This window comes from Streptomyces sp. NPDC005722 (assembly GCF_040630935.1).
In the GTDB taxonomy this organism is placed as follows: domain Bacteria; phylum Actinomycetota; class Actinomycetes; order Streptomycetales; family Streptomycetaceae; genus Actinacidiphila.
The window spans coordinates 18,563-34,376 of sequence record NZ_JBEXYN010000013.1 but is presented as its reverse complement, the minus strand read 5'-3'; the positions used below and the strand labels follow the sequence as shown (position 1 = coordinate 34,376).

The following is a 15,814-nucleotide window of genomic DNA, read 5'->3' as shown; positions in this document are numbered from 1 at the left end:
ACCGGCGAAAGGCAGCACGACCATGAGCCCCCGTACCGCAGTCGTGACCGGCGCGAGCAGCGGCATCGGCGCCGCCACCGCCCGCAGGCTGGCCGAAGCCGGCTACCACGTCGTGCTCACCGCCCGCCGTGCCGACCGCCTGGAAGCGCTCGCCGAGGAGATCACCTCCGCGGGCCACTCTGCGGCCGCCGTCGCCCTGGACGTCACCGACCGCGACGCCGTCGACGCGCTCGCCGCCTCGCTCGACCGGGTGGACGTCCTGTTCGCCAACGCCGGCGGCGCCCTCGGCGCGGACCCGGTCGCCACCGCCGACCCCGCGGAATGGCGCACGATGTACGAGGTCAACGTCCTCGGCGTGCTCCACACCGTCCAGGCCTTCCTGCCCGGGCTGATCGCGTCCGGCGACGGCACCGTGGTCGTGCTCTCCTCCACGGCGGCCCTCACCCCGTACGAGGGCGGCGGCGGCTACGTGGCGGCCAAGCACGGCACCCACGCCCTCGCCGGCACCCTCCGTCTGGAGCTGCTGGGCGAGCCGGTCCGCGTGATCGAGATCGCCCCCGGCATGGTGAAGTCCGAGGGCTTCGCCCTCACCCGCTTCCACGGGGACGAGGAGAAGGCCGCCGCCGTCTACGCGGGCGTGGCCGAGCCCCTCACCTCCGACGACGTCGCCGACACCGTCACCTGGGCGGTCACCCGCCCGTCCCACGTCAACGTCGACCTGCTGGTCGTCCGCCCCCGCGCCCAGGCCGCCCAGCACCGGGTGCACCGGGAGCCGTAGCCGCCCGGCGGGATCACAGGCGCAGCGCGGGCAGGGTGCCCCGGGTGGCCACGACGACGTGCTCGGGGTGGCCGTCCGGGCCCGCGGGGCGCATCGCGCAGACGCGCCGGCTCACGGTCGTGCGCGCCACCACCCGCCCGGCGGGGTCGAGGCGCAGCACGGTGCCCTGGTCACCGCCGACCAGGAACCCGGACCCCGTGGGAACCACGCCCTCGGCCGGTCGCTGCCGGAGATCGACCCGGCGACGGAGCGACCCGTCCGACGGGTCGACGACCGCGTACCCCCCCGGGTTCGCGCAGCCAGAGCAGTTCGCCCGTGTACTCGACGGGGGCAGCCATGAGCGCGGTGTCGTGGCGCCGGAGGGTGCGCACGGTCCCGCACTCCACCCTGACCTCCACGACGGTCCCCGGTCCGCAGCGGACCAGGACGCGGTCGTCGGCTGCCCGGGAGAAGGCCGCCCCGGCGTCCACCGGGGTCAGCGGTTCCGGAAGCTCCCACCGGGCCCGTTCCACTCCGTCCCGCATCCCCAGCAGGCACAGGCACGTCCCACTGTCCGCGCCGACGAGGGCATGGTCCCCGACGGCCAACGGCAGGACGGTGTCACGGCGTTGGCCGGTACTCCACAGCGGGTGGCCGGTGCGCAGGTCGAAGGCGTGCAGGGGCGAGTATCCGCGCCGGCCCCCGACGAGCACCGTGCCGGCGCCGACCGTGATGTGCCCGGTGAAAGGCCGCAGGGGCGCCTCCCAGAGCGCGACCCCGGTCGCGAGGTCCCAGCAGCGCAGGACGTCGCTGTCCTGGGCGATGCCCAGCACATGGTCGCCCGCCACCACGACCGAGCGCGGCCAGAGGCCGAACGGCACGTCCCACCGGACGGTGCCGTCCCGCCGGTCCAGGCAGACCAGCCGACTCCACCGCTCGTGCACGACGAGCCGGTCCCCGGCGATCCCCAGCGTTCTCGGGTCGACGCGCTGGTGCAGCGTCCGCTCCCACAGGGTCCCCTCGCGCATCACCGCTCCCCACTCACCGGCGCCGTACGAACGGCGGGTCCGGGGCCCTTCACGGCCCCGGACCCGCCGCTCGTCCGCCCGGGCTCAACCCTTCACGCAGACGACCTGCTTGAGCTTCGCGACGACCTCCACGAGGTCCCGCTGCTGCTCGATCACCTTCTCGATCGGCTTGTACGCGCCCGGGATCTCGTCCACCACGCCCGAGTCCTTGCGGCACTCGACGCCCTTGGTCTGCTCCTCCAGGTCCCGCGTGGAGAACCGCTTCTTCGCCGCGGTGCGGCTCATCTTGCGGCCCGCGCCGTGCGAGGCGGAGTTGAAGGCGTCGGTGTTGCCGAGGCCGCGGACGATGTACGAACCGGTGCCCATGGAGCCCGGGATGATGCCGTGGTCGCCGCTGCCGGCCCTGATCGCGCCCTTGCGGGTGACGAGCAGGTCCATGCCGTCGTAACGCTCCTCCGCCACGTAGTTGTGGTGGCAGGAGATGACCTGGTCGAAGGTGACCTTGGCCTTGCGGAACTCGCGCCGCAGCACCTCCTGGAACAGCGCCATCATGATCGCTCGGTTGCGCTTCGCGTAGTCCTGCGCCCAGAACAGGTCGCGCCGGTAGGCCGCCATCTGCGGGGTGTCCGCGATGAAGACGGCCAGGTCGCGGTCGACCAGGCCCTGGTTGTGGGACAGCTTCTGGGCCTCCCCGATGTGGTACTCGGCGAGTTCCTTGCCGATGTTGCGCGAGCCGGAGTGCAGCATCAGCCAGACCGCGCCCTCCTCGTCGAGGCAGACCTCGATGAAGTGGTTGCCGGAACCGAGGCTGCCCATCTGCTTGGTCGCGCGCTCCCTGCGGAACCGGACGGGCTCGGCCAGGTCGTCGAAGCCGTCCCAGAAGCGGTCCCAGCCGGCGGCGGACAGGCCGTACAGCCGGGCGGGGTCGACGGCCTCGTCGTGCATGCCGCGGCCGACCGGGACGGCCTGCTCGATCTTGGAGCGGAGCCGGGAGAGGTCGCCGGGCAGGTCGTTCGCCGTCAGCGAGGTCCGCACCGCGCTCATGCCGCAGCCGATGTCCACGCCGACCGCCGCCGGGCAGACCGCGCCGTGCATCGCGATCACCGAGCCCACCGTGGCGCCCTTGCCGTAGTGGACGTCGGGCATGACGGCGAGGCCCTTGATCCACGGCAGCGAGGAGACGTTGCGCAGCTGCTGCATGGCCCCGCCCTCGACCGCGGCCGGGTCGGTCCACATGCGGATGGGCACCCGCACTCCGGGCACTTCTGTGTACGACATCTCGATCCCCCCTGGGTCGGACGCTGATTTCCATCAAGGCAGCACAAACAACACGTCTCAACGGAAAGCGAAATAAAGGGCGAAAGCAGCCATAGAGCCCCATGATCAGGCGACGGCCGCAGCGTGTGCGGTAGACATTGTGTCTACCCGTCGCCCACCCCCGCCAAGGGATTTACGCGGGCGCCGGACCGATCGCCGGAGGAAGGGGCCACCTCAAGTGCAGCCAACGGGAGACCGTGTCCACCGGATCCGTGGCCTGGTGGCCGCGGCGTGCACGACCGCGCTCGCCGTCGCCGCACTGGCGGGGTGCACCGGGTCGGGCGGCACCGGGGACGGCGCGCGCAACGGCGACACCCCGGACGGCAGGCAGTCCAGCCCGGCGGCCCCTCCCGGCCGCTACCGGGTGCTGCCCGAGCCGTGCGGTTCGATCGCGCCGGACACGCTGGCGAAGTTCGTGCCGGAGTCGGACGACGACGCGGGCGAGGCGACCGTGACGTTCGACACGGACCGCAAGGTCGGCTGCAAGTGGACCGGCCGCACCGACCTCGGCAACCGCTACCTCCACATCGACCTCGAGCGGGTCGTGTCGTACGACACATCGGTCAGCGACGAGAACCAGGCCACGGCGGACTACGACAGCCGGGTCGCGGAGGCCCACATCCCGGCCGCCACGGCGCCCGCCGACGCCGCCGCCTCCACCTCGGCCACCGCGAGCCCGCCCGGCTCACGCAGTGGCGACCCGGCGCCCTCCGACACCCCCTCGCCGTCCGTCACGGCCACCGGCGACATCTCGCCGCGCACCCTCGACGACCTCGGCGACGGCGCCTTCCTCGACGACGTCCTCAAGAACCAGGGCTCCGGACTCCACCGCGACATCACCGTGGTCTTCCGCATGGCGAACGTCCTGGTCACCGTCGAACTCTCCCAGTGGTCCACGGACAAATCGGTCGAACCGCCCAGCGAGGAGCTGCAGCTGGGCGCCCGTAAGGTGGCCGCGGAGCTGGCAGATCAACTCGACGAATGAGACGAAGCGCGTAGTCTGGCCGTTTGTGCCATGACATGACACGCAACGAAATGAGCGAAGGATCCATGCACCGATCAGCCCCGCACCTCGCCCGCCTGCTCGTGGGCGCGGCCGTGCCGGTGATGCTCGTCGCCGGCTGCTCCTCCGGCTCGGACTCGTCGAAGGACGACGCGCGGAAGGCGGCCACCGCCTCCGCACCCGCGTCGAAGTCCGCGTCACCGTCGGCCCGCGCCGTCGCCGCGAAGTTCGCCGAACTCCCCGACCCCTGCGAGGTCATCGGCGCCAAGACGGTCACGTCGCTCGTCCCCAAGGCGAAGAAGCCCGCGGGCACCCCCGCCCACTCCGCCGAGCGCGACGAGCGCGGCGGCTGCTCGTGGAACGGCCTGGACGGCTACCAGTACCGGTGGCTGGACGTCTCGCTCCAGCGCTACGACACGGTCGCGGGCCTCGGCTCGGCCGAGGAGCAGGCGAAGCGGCGCTACGCCGAGCAGGTCGCCGAGGCCGGCCGGGCGAAGGGCGCGAAGAGCGCTCCGGTCACGGTGGACGGCGTGTGGGACGCGGGCACCGCGGTCACCTCGACGGTCAAGAAGGACAAGGAGGAGTACCGGGACGTCACGGTCGTCGCCCGCACCGCGAACGCCGTGCTGGTGCTCACCTACAACGGCGCGGGCCTCGAGGACGCGAAGACCCCGGCCGGGTCCGGGCTGAAGGCCCGCGCGCTCGAGGCGGCCAAGGAGGCGGCCACCGCGGTCGCGGCGGCGAACGCGTAACAACTGCGGGATCCGCTGTACCGATACACCCCGTTTGGGCAACCTGCCCGTCGCCCCGTGTGGCAGGCTGGGCGGGCCAGTTTCCGAGCCTGGGAGGGTCGCGGGTGTCCGCGATACGCATGAACCGGACGCACCGCATCCTGGTCGGTGTGGTGGTCACCGGAGCGGTGATCATCGCAGCGATCGGCTTCGCGGGCTCGTACGCGGCGGTGCGCGAACTCGCGCTCGACAAGGGATTCGGCTGGTTCGCCAACGTCTTCCCGATCGGCGTCGACGCGGGGATCGTGGTCCTGCTCGCGCTGGACCTGCTGCTGACCTGGCTGCGCATCCCCTTCCCGCTGCTGCGCCAGACCGCGTGGCTGCTGACGGCGGCGACGATCGCCTTCAACGGCGCGGCGGCCTGGCCGGACCCACTGGGCGTCGGGATGCACGGCATCATCCCGATCCTCTTCGTCGTCTCCGTGGAGGCGGCCCGGCACGCGATCGGCCGGGTCGCCGACATCACGGCCGACAAGCACATGGAGTCGGTCCGGCTCGCCCGCTGGCTGCTGGCCCCCTTCGCGACCTTCCGCCTCTGGCGGCGCATGAAGCTGTGGGAGCTGCGCAGCTACGACGAGGTCATCCGGGTCGAGCAGGAACGTCTCGTCTACCGCGCCCGGCTGCGCGCCCGCTACGGCCGGGCCTGGCGCCGCAAGGCCCCGGTCGAGTCCCTGATGCCGCTGAAGCTCGCCCGGTACGGGGTCCCCATGGAGCAGACCGCGGCCATCGGCCTCGCCGCCGCCGGCATCGACCTCCCGGCCCCGGCCCCCGCCGCGCTGCCCGCCCCGCAACCGGCCCCGGCCGTCGCGGAGGCGCCGGTACCGGAGGCCGCCCCGTACCCCGAGGAGTTCCCGGTCCCGGACCCGGCCCCCGAAGCGGCCCCGGACCCGGCGCGGTTCACGCCCGCGCAGGCCGCCGCAGTGCCGTTCCAGCCGCAGCCGCAGGCCGAGGCACCGGCCCCCGCTCCCGCCCCCGTACCGCAGCCGGAGCCCCTGACCGCACCGGTCGGCGCGGGCAACCGCCGCCGCGCCCTCGCCGACGGCACCGGCGTGATCCCGACCCCGCGCGCGGAGTTCACGCCCGAACCGGAGACGGAGTACTACGTCGAGCCGGAGCCGGAGTCGGAGCCCGTCGTCGAGGGCATGAGCCGCGAGGAGCTCTACGACCGGGCCTTCCGGGCCTACCACCAGCAGTTCGGTGTCTTCCCCAACGCCCGCCAGTTCGGCCTGCTGCTCCAGGACCGCTACGGCATCTCCAGCCCCAACGGCGGCCCCCTGAGCGAGAGCACGCTGCGCCCGCACGTCCGCGACCTGCGCCGCAAGCTCGAACTCGACGGCCAGTACGCCTCCTAGGAGACGCCCGCCGGGGCGGGCGTGAGCGCCGCGACGACGTCCGCCGCCGACAGCAGCCGCACCCGCGCCGCGTCCAGCCCCGCCGGATGCAGCGCGAACACCTCAGCGCCCTCGGCCGGTTCGAGGTCCCCCCGGACCAGCCAGGCCAGCCGCACCCGCCCGAGCTCCGCGGGCACGTCGACGTCGCCGTCCGCGTCCGGCGACCCGATCCGCGCCGCGAACCCCGCCACCGGCTCCCCGGCGCGACGCCGGTACGCCGTCACCGAGCCGTCCGCGTGCCGCAGCAGCACGGTCGCCGCACGGGCCGCGGCCTGCCACACGGCCAGTTCGCCCAGACCCACGCGCGCCCCGGAGGCGAACTGGGCGGTCAGGGCCTTGCCGAGCAGGGCGAGGTCGTCCCCGTGCCGCGCGACCGAGTGGTGCGTGCCGGTGACGCCCCTCGTCACGTCCAGCCAGCGCATCGTGCGGTTCACCACGTCGACCACCAGCGGCACGCTCGCGGAGGCCCGGCCGGTCAGGTCGTAGCGCTGCTCCACGGCGCGTGCGTCGAAGACCGGCCCCCGGTCCCCGGGCAGGTCGCGGACCATGAGCCCGGCGAACGCCTCGGCCAGCGCCTCGAACGGGACGCTGTTGAACGAGAAGACCACCGCGACCACATGGCGGACCCCGGCGGCCGCGAGCGCGTCCAGGTCGAGGTCCACGAACTCCGCGGCGCCCTGCGGCGCCGGGGCGCTGGTGAGGTCGCCCGAGTGCACGGCGGCGTCCGCCCCGAACCGCAGGCGCGTGTAGTCGCAGTGACCGACCGCGTTCCACTCGGCGTCGAACATGGCCGTGGACAGGTCCAGGTCGGTCCGGCCGGACTCCTCGCTCTCCATCCAGTGCAGGAACAGCCGCAGGGTCCTCCCGTCCGGGACGGGCAGTTCACTGCCACGCGGCAGCGTCACCAGGGCGCGCGAGGCCGTGCGCTCGGTGAACGGCGCGATCACGCCGTCCAGGCCCGCGTCCACGACGGCGACGTCGGCCGCCTCCCCCTGCGCCGCCCGCCGCAGCACCTCGGCCTCCAGCAGGGCGACGGCCCGCGCGACGACGTCCGCCCCGATCGGCAGCCGGTCGTCCTCCGCCAGGTGCGCCCTGGCGGTGCCGCCCTTGGGGAAGAACACCCGCGTGGGGACCGCGTGGGGACGGCTGCGCAGCTCGCCGAGCGCGGACAGCAGCACGGCGGGCGACACCCGCATCACCGCGGGTTCCAGCGCCGCCAGGACGGTGTGCACGTCCTCGGCGACCGACAGCCGCAGCAGGTGGTCGAGGCGGCGCACGAACTCGCCGGGCCGCTGCGCCAGCAGCGCGACAGCGGCCGGCACGTCCATGGCGTGCAGCGCGGCCTCGACCCGGCCCGCCCAGCCGCGCACCCGGACCGTGGTGCCGGTGGCGTCGACCCGCGCGTCCGCGCCGGCCGCCGTCCGCAGGGTCGCGGTGAGCGCGTCGCCGTCCGCGAGCCGGGTGTCGCGCAGCGCCGCGACGGCCAGTGCCGCCCGGGGGAAGCGGTCCGCGTACTCGAAGGGGTGCAGCAGTTCGGCGACCCGCAGCCACGCGTGCCGGTGCCGGCGCATGTCCTGCACGGCGAGGTCGGTGGCCAGGCCCTCCAGCACCCCGAGCAGGGCGCGCCGCAGCGGCCGGGGCACCGAGACGAAGCGCGGCAGGTCGACCAGGCCGGGGTCGCCGCCGGAGCGCACGGCGAGCAGCCGCAGGATGTCGGTCGCCGTGTCGATGCGGGCGGTCACGGCCGGGACCGTCGTCCCGTGGGCGGCGGCGTCCGCCAGCAGCCAGGCCAGGACGCGGGCCTTGGTCTCGCGGCCGGGGACGTGCTCCGGCAGCCAGGAGACGTCCGTCCGGTCGCGGGTCTCCAGCAGTGCCGCCAGGTCGTCGGCGTCCTGCGGGCTCAGGGCGCCGGGCCTGGCGAGGAGGCCGTGGAGCTCGCGCACCGCGTCCGCGTCCCGGGCGGCGAGGTCGCCGCCGTGGTGCAGGACGCGCAGCCGCTCGGGCAGGGCGCGCCGGCGGCCGCCGAAACGGCGCGGGCGGCGCGGCAGCAGGAAGGGGTCGTCGGCCTTGATGCGGCGGTGGCAGACGGGGCACGCGGAGAAGTCAGCGCCGTCGAAGCAGCTCCGGCACACCAGGTGCGCGCAGGGCGAGACGGCGTGGACGGTGCCGTCCGTGCCGCACAGGACGCACGGCTGCTCCGGGTGCTGGAAGAGCAGGGTCAGCACGCGGTCGACGTAGAACGCGAAGGTGTCGGCCGGTGTGCTCATGGGGAAGTCGCGGAACAGCGGTACGTGCGACCGGTCCGCGCCGAGCGCCTCGTCGACGTCGTCCAGCAGCGCGCGGCCCGCGGCGGCCAGCGCGGTCCCGCCGCGCCCGGCGAGCGCTTCGCGCAGCGCGGGCGACATCAGGTAGCCGCGGTCCAGGAGGTCGGCCTCCAGCAGCGCCGCGCCTGCGGCGCTGCCGAGCGAGATGCCCGCCGGGGCGGAGGGCAGGTACACGGCTCCGCGGCGGGCGAGCATGACGGCCGCGAGCGGACGCGGAGCGGTCGTGGCGGGTGCGGTCGTGGTCGTGAACATCGCTGTGTCTCCCCCTGGTTGACCTCAGGGCGGGAAATGGGCGCGCTGAAATCCATCGCAAGAATGCGACTTCGCAGTGAGAAGGAAGCACGCCCGTGAGCCGCCCCGGGTCCGGTCCGGTCGCCGGACCGGTGACGCCGGTTGCGCGCGCGGGGCGGGAAGGGGGTGCACTCGATTCAGTGAGAGTGAAGAGAAGGAAGCACACCAGGAGCCGCCCCGCGCCCGACGACCATAACGCCCCACGCGCCACGACGCGTTCGAATATTCGCCCCGGAACGCGCGACGGCGGCGGGTGGCCATGCCACCCGCCGCCGTCGTGTACGAGCCGGGGTCAGCTGCCCGCGAGCAGCTCCCGCACCCGGTCCTGGCCCACGGCCAGCAGCAGGGTGGGCAGCCGCGGTCCGGTGTCCCGGCCGACCAGCAGCTTGTAGAGCAGGGCGAAGAAGGACCGCTGGGCGACCTTCATCTCCGGGGTCGGCTTGGCGTCGGGCGCGAAGCCGGCCTGGATCTTCGGCACGCCGTAGACCAGGGTGGTCAGCCCGTCCAGCGACCAGTGCTCGGGCAGCCCGTCGACCAGCAGCTTCAGGGCCTCCCGCTCCTCGCCGGACAGGGCCGCGAGGGACTCCGCGTCGGGCTCGGTGCGCACCCGGGTACGGGCCTCCGGCTCGACGTGGGTGTTCACCCAGCGCTCGGCGCAGTCCAGCCGCGGCCGGGCCTCGTCCAGGGAGGCCAGCGGCCGCTCCTGGTCGAGGTCGCGCAGGATGCGCAGCGTCTGCTCCTCGTCCCCGGTCGTGATGTCCACGACGGAGGCGAGGGTGCGGTACGGCAGCTTGCGCGGGGTGGTCGGCAGCTCGCCGCTCGCGGTGCGCGCGGCCCGCGAGTGCACCGCGAGGTCCACCGGCGCGGCCGCGCCCTCGGCGACCTTGCGCTCCAGCGCGTCCCACTCGTCGTAGGTGCGGGAGATCTCGTCGCCGAAGGAGATGTTGAACGCCTGGTTGGGCCGGCGGCGGGCGTACAGCCAGCGCAGCAGCTGCGGCTCCATGATCTGCAGGGCGTCGGCCGCGATCGGCACGCCGCCCTTGGAGCTGGACATCTTGGCCATGCCGCTGATGCCGACGAAGGCGTACATCGGGCCGATGGGCGGCTCGGCGCCGAAGATCTCGCGCACCAGCTGCTGGCCGACCATCCACGAGGAGCCGGGCGACTGGTGGTCCACGCCCGACGGCTCGAAGTCCACGCCCTTGAAGGCCCAGCGCATCGGCCAGTCGACCTTCCACACCAGCTTGCCGCGGTCGAACTCGCTCAGCCGGACCGTCTCGCGGTTGCCGCAGGCCTGGCACTCGTAGCTGAGCTCGGTGGTGTCGTCGTCGTAGGCGACGACGGTGGTGAGGTCCTTGTCGCAGGCCGTGCAGTACGGCTTGTACGGGAAGTACTCGGGGGCCTGCGCGAGCGTGGCCTCCTCGTCGTCCTGCTCCTCGCCGCCGGCCTTCTTCTTCGTCCGGTAGCGGCCGAGCACCTCGTCGATCCGCCGGCGCTCGCGCATCGCGTGCAGGATCTGCTCGCGGTAGGTGCCGGAGGTGTACTCGACGGTCTGGCTGATCTCGGTGACCTCGACGCCGAGCGCCGCCAGCGCCTCGCGGAAGGGCGCCTTGAAGTGGTCGGACCAGCTCCCGTACGCGCTGCCCTCGGGCGCCGGGACAGCCGTCAGCGGCTTGCCGATGTGCTCGGCGTACGACGGGTCGTAGCCCGCCGGCACCTTGCGGTAACGGTCGAAGTCGTCCCAGGACAGGATGTGCTCGCAGGGCACGCCGCGCCGCTTGATCTCGTCGGCGACCAGGTGCGGGACCATGATCTCGCGCAGGTTGCCGAGGTGGATCGGCCCGGACGGGCTGATCCCGGAGGCGACGGTGATTTTCTTGCCCGGAGCCCGCCGCTCGGCTTCCGCGATGACGTCGTCCGCGAAGCGGGCGACCCAGTCGGCCTCGGTGCTCTGAGCCACTGTCTCGACTTCCTTCCACCTGTGCAGCGGGTAGCGCGGTACCCGGCAATTGTCCCAGAGAAAAATGAGTGGTAGCGCGTGGGATACTGAGGGTTGATCTCCGATCCCTCTCAGGAAGCACCCATCCCATGGCCTCGGTCAACTCGCTTTCCGCCACGATCCAGCAGCGCGTCGCTGACGCCCTCGGTGCCGACCCGCTGCTGCGACGTAGCGACCGGGCCGACTTCCAGGCCAACGGTGTGCTGGGCCTCGCCAAGCGGAACAAGGCGAACCCGCGCGAGCTGGCCGCCGAGGTCGTGGCCGCCCTCCCGAAGGACGACGGCCTCATCGCCGACGTCGAGGTCTCGGGCCCCGGCTTCCTGAACATCACCGTCTCCGACGCCGCGATCACCCGTACGCTGGCCGCCCGGGCCGCCGACGACCGGCTCGGCGTGCCCGCCAAGGCCGACCCCGGCATCACGGTGATCGACTACGCGCAGCCGAACGTGGCCAAGGAGATGCACGTCGGCCACCTGCGGTCCTCGGTCATCGGCGACGCGCTCGTCAAGATCCTGGAGTTCGAGGGCGAGACGGTGGTCAGGCGCCACCACATTGGCGACTGGGGCACCCAGTTCGGCATGCTCATCCAGTACCTGGTGGAGCACCCGCACGAGCTGGACCACGGGACGTCCGAGGCCGGCGAGGAGGCGGGCGAGGCCTCCATGTCGCGCCTCAACCGGCTCTACAAGGCCTCCCGGACGGTCTTCGACTCCGACGACGACTTCAAGACCCGGTCGCGCAAGCGGGTCGTGGACCTCCAGGCCGGCGAGCCGGAGACGCTGGCGATGTGGCAGCGCTTCGTGGACGAGTCGAAGATCTACTTCAACTCGGTCTACGACAAGCTGGACATCGAGATCCGCGACGAGGACGTCGTCGGCGAGTCCGGCTACAACGACATGCTCGTCGAGACCTGCAAGCTGCTGGAGGAGTCCGGCGTCGCCGTGCGCTCCGAGGGCGCGCTGTGCGTGTTCTTCGACGACGTCAAGGGCAAGGACGGCGAGCCGGTCCCGCTGATCGTGCAGAAGGCCGACGGCGGCTTCGGCTACGCCGCGACCGACCTGTCCGCGATCCGCAACCGCACCGCCGACCTGCACGCGAACACGCTGCTGTACGTGGTGGACTCCCGGCAGGCCCTGCACTTCAAGATGGTCTTCGAGACGGCCAAGCGGGCGGGCTGGCTGACCGACGAGGTCAAGGCGCTCCACATCCCGTTCGGCACCCTGCTCGGCAAGGACGGCAAGCCGTACAAGACCCGGTCCGGTGAGACCTTCCGGCTGGTCGACCTGCTGGACGAGGCCGTGGAGCGGGCCGCGACCGTCATCCGGGACAAGTCCCCCGATCTGACGGACGAGGAGGTCGCCGACCGGGCCAAGGAGGTCGGCATCGGCGCGATCAAGTACGCCGACCTGTCCACCTCGCTGGGCCGGGACTACGTCTTCGACCTCGACCGGATGGTCTCGCTCAACGGCGACACGAGCGTGTACCTGCAGTACGCGTACGCGCGTATCCAGTCGATCCTGCGGAAGGCGGGCGACGCGAAGCCGGTCGCCCACCCCGAGCTGCCGCTGGCCCCGGCCGAGCGGGCGCTCGGCCTGCTGCTGGACGGGTTCGCGGAGACCCTGGCGAGCGTCTCGGAGACGTACGAGCCGCACAAGCTGGCCTCGTACCTGTACGCGCTGGCCTCGGCGTACACCACCTTCTACGACCAGTGCCCGGTCCTGAAGGCCGAGACCGCGGAGCTGCGGGAGAACCGCCTCTTCCTCTGCGACCTGACCGCCCGCACCCTGCGGCAGGGCATGGCGCTGCTCGGCATCCGCACGCCCGAGCGCCTCTGACGCGCCCCCGCGTCCGTACGTCGGCGGCCCCGGCGGGAGTCATCACTCCCCCGGGGCCGCCGCTGTCGGTGGGCACCCCTAGATTCACGGCCATGGCGATGCTCCCCAACCAGCTCCCGAAGCTCGCGCAGGACCCGGCCGGCCGGTCCCTGGGCCTCGACCTCCCGCCCGGCACGCTCGTCGACACCACGCGCGACGGCCGCCGGCACGAACCGCTGCTCTGGCACGCGGAAGGGCCCGCCGAACCCGCCTCCTGGCAACGGCTGCTCCCCGCGCGGATGACGGCGGGTCTGCTCCCGGTGCTGCTCTCCATGGACGGGGCGCTGCCCACCACCAGGGACCTGGACCCCGGGGCGATGTCCTACCCCGGCGACCACGAAGCCGACGAGGTCCTCGCCGGCTTCTGGGAGGGCGGGTGGGAAGAGGAGCCCGACGAGGACGACGGCGACCTGGTCGCCCCGTTCGGCCGGACGTGGCCCGGCCTCGCGCCCGCGCGGGAGTTCGAGGCCGACCCGGACGTCAGGGCGGCCGAGGTCGCCGCGTCCGTGGTCGAGGCGGGATGGATCAAGGACCCCCGAGCGGCCCTCGTCCCCGCCCGGCGCAGCGCCGACGTCCCCGCCGCCATCGGCTGGACGGGGCCGTGCAACCACGAGTACGACGTGGCCCGGCTCTGTTCGGTCCTGCGCTCCTGGGAGGAGCGCTTCGGCGTGCGCGTCGTGGCCGTCGGCTTCGACGTGCTCGTCGTCTCCGTGGCCGCGCCGCCGGCCACCGTGGCGGAGGCCGAGGCCGTGGCCGCCGAGCACTTCGCCTTCTGCCCGGACAACGTCACCCAGGGCGACGGCTCGCTGCGCGCGTACGCCGGATCCCTGGTGGACGCCCCCGTCTGGTCCTTCTGGTGGGACTAGGCCGGCTTCCGGCCGGGCCCGAGGTACGGGTGTCCTTCCCCGCGGTGGAAGGACACCCCCGAGACAACCCGGTCAGGACCGCTCAGCGGTGGAAGTGCCAGCGGTGGTCGTGACGGTGGTGGCGGTGGTGCCAGCGCGGGTGGTGCCGGTGGTGGCGGTGGTGCCAGCGGCCGTCGCGCCCGCCGCGGCGGTACTCGCGTCCGTCACGGCCCCGGTCACGGCGGAACTCACGGCCGCCCCGGCCGCGGTCACCGTCGTACCGGTACTCGCCGCCCCGGTCGTTTGTCGCCTGGGTCGTCTGCGACACCGCCGCCGTGGGCGGCGTTGCGGCGCCGGCAGCGCCGGCGCCGCCCAGCAGGACGGCGGCAGCGACGCCCAGCGCGGCGGCGAATCGGGGAATCCGCATCGCGGTTCTCCTTTCACGGCGGAGGCCCTTGTGCCTCCGCCTGCTGTGGACTTGCTGTGAATTTCCCACCCACTTAGGCCGTTAAGTCCGAATCGACACCAACGCCACTTGATGTAATGAAATGCCGGAGGACCTGGAACCGCGCCGTCCGCATCCGCGTCCTGCGCGCGATCATCTGTGGGCACCGCGTCCGGGCAGGGCGGGAAGAACGCCGCCCCGCCTCCTTCGGCAGGTGACCGTCCCGGCTGCAGACCCGGCCGGGCATGATCACTCCTCTGCCGCCGGTCACACCCGGCCGGCGGCCCCACGGCTGCGCGACGGCCGCCCCACGCTGAGGGGGCGTCACGTCCCGTGCCCTCCACGTTCCGACAGGGCCCCGGACCCGAAGAGCCGAGGCCCCCGGGAACGGACGAAGGGCCCACCCCTCACGGGGGCAGGCCCTTCCACATCCGTCCGCGGTGCTCAGCCGCGCCCGTGCACACGCACGGACGGGCCGGAGATCGTCGCAGCTCCCGCGACGGGCCGGACTCGCGTGCCCGGTACGGGTGTTCGCCGGACGCGGCACCACGCCGCGCCCTGGGCGTCCGGTGCGCGGTGGCGACCGGTACCCACGAGCCGGGCGGCCGCAGACCTCAGAGCTGCGAGGCCACCTCGGTCGCCCAGTAGGTGAGGATCAGCTGCGCACCGGCGCGGCGGATCCCGGTCAGGGTCTCCATGATGGCGCGCTCGCGGTCGATCCAGCCGCGCTCGGCGGCCGCCTCGACCATCGCGTACTCACCGCTGACCTGGTACGCCGCGACCGGCACGTCGACGGCCTCGGCGACCTTCGCCACCACGTCCAGGTACGGCAGCGCCGGCTTCACCATCACCATGTCGGCGCCCTCGGCGATGTCCAGCGCCAGCTCGCGCAGCGACTCGCGCAGGTTCGCCGGGTCCTGCTGGTACGTCTTGCGGTCGCCCTTCAACGAGGAGCCCACGGCCTCACGGAACGGCCCGTAGAACGCCGAGGCGTACTTCGCCGTGTAGGCCAGCATGGAGACGTCCTGGTGACCGGCGGCGTCCAGCGCCTGCCGCACCACCCCCACCTGACCGTCCATCATGCCGCTCGGGCCCAGCACGTGCGCGCCCGCGTCGGCCTGCACCCGCGCCATCTCGGCGTAGCGCTCCAGGGTCGCGTCGTTGTCCACCCGGCCCTCGGCGTCCAGCACTCCGCAGTGACCGTGGTCGGTGTGCTCGTCCAGGCACAGGTCGGACATGACCACCAGCGCGTCCCCGACCTCGCTGATCACGTCCCGGATCGCCACCTGCAGGATCCCGTCCGGGTCCGTGCCGGGCGTGCCGACGGCGTCCTTCTTCTCGTCCAGCGGCACCCCGTAGAGCATGATCCCGCCGACGCCCGCCTCGGCCGCCTCGACGGCCGCCTTGCGGAGGGTGTCGCGGGTGTGCTGGACGACGCCGGGCATGGCCGTGATCGGCACGGGCTCGTGCACGCCCTCACGGACGAAGGCGGGCAGGATCAGCTCGGCGGGGTGCAGCCGGGTCTCCGCGACGAGGCGGCGCATCGCGGGCGTCGTGCGCAGCCGGCGGGGCCTCGTACCGGGGAACTGACCGTGTCCGCTTCCGCTTCCGCTCGTCATCGCGCCGCGCCTTTCTCCGTCCCGGGCCGTTTTCCGCGTTCCACGGTACGCCCGTGGGCGCCGTGCTCATGCCGACCCGTTGTCGGCCCGGCACTGGCCCCGGACCGTCCCGGCGCCGCCCCGGAACGCA

Annotated in this window: 13 protein-coding genes; 6 read left to right on the top strand and 7 right to left on the bottom strand. The window is 73.2% G+C overall.

From position 1 onward, the window contains the following. Positions 1 to 22 precede the first annotated feature (22 nt). Positions 23 to 778: an SDR family NAD(P)-dependent oxidoreductase gene (locus tag ABZ479_RS17145; protein WP_500462372.1), complete on the top strand. Its 756-nt coding sequence runs from the start codon at positions 23 to 25 to the stop codon at positions 776 to 778. Positions 779 to 791: 13 nt separating this feature from the next. Here ABZ479_RS17145 and ABZ479_RS17140 read toward each other — a convergent pair whose 3' ends face one another. From ABZ479_RS17140 to ABZ479_RS17130, 3 genes are all read right to left on the bottom strand, one after another. Then, on the bottom strand, positions 792 to 986 hold the full coding sequence (locus tag ABZ479_RS17140) for a hypothetical protein (RefSeq protein WP_500462371.1): 195 nt from the start codon (positions 984 to 986) through the stop codon (positions 792 to 794). Then, positions 949 to 1,785: an outer membrane protein assembly factor BamB family protein gene (locus ABZ479_RS17135; protein ID WP_500462370.1), complete on the bottom strand. Its 837-nt coding sequence runs from the start codon at positions 1,783 to 1,785 to the stop codon at positions 949 to 951. The genes ABZ479_RS17140 and ABZ479_RS17135 overlap by 38 nt, the downstream gene beginning before the upstream one ends. Before the next feature lie 84 nt (positions 1,786 to 1,869). Continuing rightward, positions 1,870 to 3,063 (bottom strand): RtcB family protein, encoded by a 1,194-nt coding sequence (locus ABZ479_RS17130; RefSeq protein ID WP_500462369.1) that lies wholly within the window; start codon positions 3,061 to 3,063, stop codon positions 1,870 to 1,872. Positions 3,064 to 3,280: 217 nt separating this feature from the next. Here ABZ479_RS17130 and ABZ479_RS17125 point away from each other — a divergent pair, with 217 nt between their 5' ends. The 3 genes from ABZ479_RS17125 to ABZ479_RS17115 all read left to right on the top strand — a co-directional run bounded on the left by ABZ479_RS17125 (position 3,281) and on the right by ABZ479_RS17115 (position 6,248). After that, positions 3,281 to 4,087, top strand: a complete 807-nt coding sequence (locus tag ABZ479_RS17125; protein ID WP_500462368.1) for a hypothetical protein — start codon at positions 3,281 to 3,283, stop codon at positions 4,085 to 4,087. A 65-nt stretch (positions 4,088 to 4,152) separates the two neighbouring features. Next, positions 4,153 to 4,857, top strand: coding sequence for a DUF3558 domain-containing protein (locus ABZ479_RS17120; RefSeq protein ID WP_500462367.1), 705 nt, complete (start codon positions 4,153 to 4,155; stop codon positions 4,855 to 4,857). Positions 4,858 to 4,976: 119 nt separating this feature from the next. Next, the gene (locus tag ABZ479_RS17115; RefSeq protein ID WP_500462479.1) at positions 4,977 to 6,248 is read left to right on the top strand and encodes a DUF2637 domain-containing protein; all 1,272 of its coding nucleotides are present in this window, start codon (positions 4,977 to 4,979) and stop codon (positions 6,246 to 6,248) included. Here ABZ479_RS17115 and ABZ479_RS17110 read toward each other — a convergent pair. Together ABZ479_RS17110 and lysS are read right to left on the bottom strand one after the other, a co-directional pair. Further along, positions 6,245 to 8,863, bottom strand: a complete 2,619-nt coding sequence (locus ABZ479_RS17110) for an MXAN_6230/SCO0854 family RING domain-containing protein (protein WP_500462366.1) — start codon at positions 8,861 to 8,863, stop codon at positions 6,245 to 6,247. The two genes, ABZ479_RS17115 and ABZ479_RS17110, sit on opposite strands and share 4 nt — an antisense overlap. 331 nt (positions 8,864 to 9,194) lie before the next feature. Beyond that, the gene (lysS, locus tag ABZ479_RS17105) at positions 9,195 to 10,862 is read right to left on the bottom strand and encodes a lysine--tRNA ligase (RefSeq protein WP_500462365.1); all 1,668 of its coding nucleotides are present in this window, start codon (positions 10,860 to 10,862) and stop codon (positions 9,195 to 9,197) included. Between the two features lie 128 nt (positions 10,863 to 10,990). Here lysS and argS point away from each other — a divergent pair, with 128 nt between their 5' ends. Then, positions 10,991 to 12,736: an arginine--tRNA ligase gene (gene argS, locus ABZ479_RS17100; protein ID WP_500462364.1), complete on the top strand. Its 1,746-nt coding sequence runs from the start codon at positions 10,991 to 10,993 to the stop codon at positions 12,734 to 12,736. A gap of 92 nt (positions 12,737 to 12,828) precedes the next feature. After that, positions 12,829 to 13,641 carry a DUF4253 domain-containing protein gene (locus ABZ479_RS17095; RefSeq protein ID WP_500462363.1) on the top strand — a complete coding sequence of 271 codons (813 nt, stop codon included), beginning with the start codon at positions 12,829 to 12,831 and terminating at the stop codon, positions 13,639 to 13,641. Positions 13,642 to 13,723: 82 nt separating this feature from the next. Here the strand turns inward: ABZ479_RS17095 and ABZ479_RS17090 are convergent, their stop codons facing one another. Continuing rightward, complete coding sequence (locus ABZ479_RS17090; RefSeq protein ID WP_499606308.1) at positions 13,724 to 14,047, bottom strand: hypothetical protein; 324 nt, start codon at positions 14,045 to 14,047, stop codon at positions 13,724 to 13,726. 632 nt (positions 14,048 to 14,679) lie between these two features. Then, positions 14,680 to 15,684 (bottom strand): porphobilinogen synthase, encoded by a 1,005-nt coding sequence (hemB, locus tag ABZ479_RS17085; RefSeq protein ID WP_500462362.1) that lies wholly within the window; start codon positions 15,682 to 15,684, stop codon positions 14,680 to 14,682. Between the last annotated feature and the right edge of the window lie 130 nt (positions 15,685 to 15,814).

Bases quoted from the DNA above. Each gene is read 5' to 3' on its own strand.
- ABZ479_RS17145 (WP_500462372.1), top strand. From the start codon at position 23: ATGAGCCCCCGTACCGCAGTCGTGACCGGCGCGAGCAGCGGCATCGGC.
- ABZ479_RS17135 (WP_500462370.1), bottom strand. From the start codon at position 1,785: ATGCGCGAGGGGACCCTGTGGGAGCGGACGCTGCACCAGCGCGTCGAC.
- ABZ479_RS17130 (WP_500462369.1), bottom strand. From the start codon at position 3,063: ATGTCGTACACAGAAGTGCCCGGAGTGCGGGTGCCCATCCGCATGTGG.
- ABZ479_RS17120 (WP_500462367.1), top strand. From the start codon at position 4,153: ATGCACCGATCAGCCCCGCACCTCGCCCGCCTGCTCGTGGGCGCGGCC.
- ABZ479_RS17115 (WP_500462479.1), top strand. From the start codon at position 4,977: ATGAACCGGACGCACCGCATCCTGGTCGGTGTGGTGGTCACCGGAGCG.
- ABZ479_RS17110 (WP_500462366.1), bottom strand. From the start codon at position 8,863: ATGTTCACGACCACGACCGCACCCGCCACGACCGCTCCGCGTCCGCTC.
- argS (WP_500462364.1), top strand. From the start codon at position 10,991: ATGGCCTCGGTCAACTCGCTTTCCGCCACGATCCAGCAGCGCGTCGCT.
- ABZ479_RS17095 (WP_500462363.1), top strand. From the start codon at position 12,829: ATGGCGATGCTCCCCAACCAGCTCCCGAAGCTCGCGCAGGACCCGGCC.
- ABZ479_RS17090 (WP_499606308.1), bottom strand. From the start codon at position 14,047: ATGCGGATTCCCCGATTCGCCGCCGCGCTGGGCGTCGCTGCCGCCGTC.
- hemB (WP_500462362.1), bottom strand. From the start codon at position 15,684: ATGACGAGCGGAAGCGGAAGCGGACACGGTCAGTTCCCCGGTACGAGG.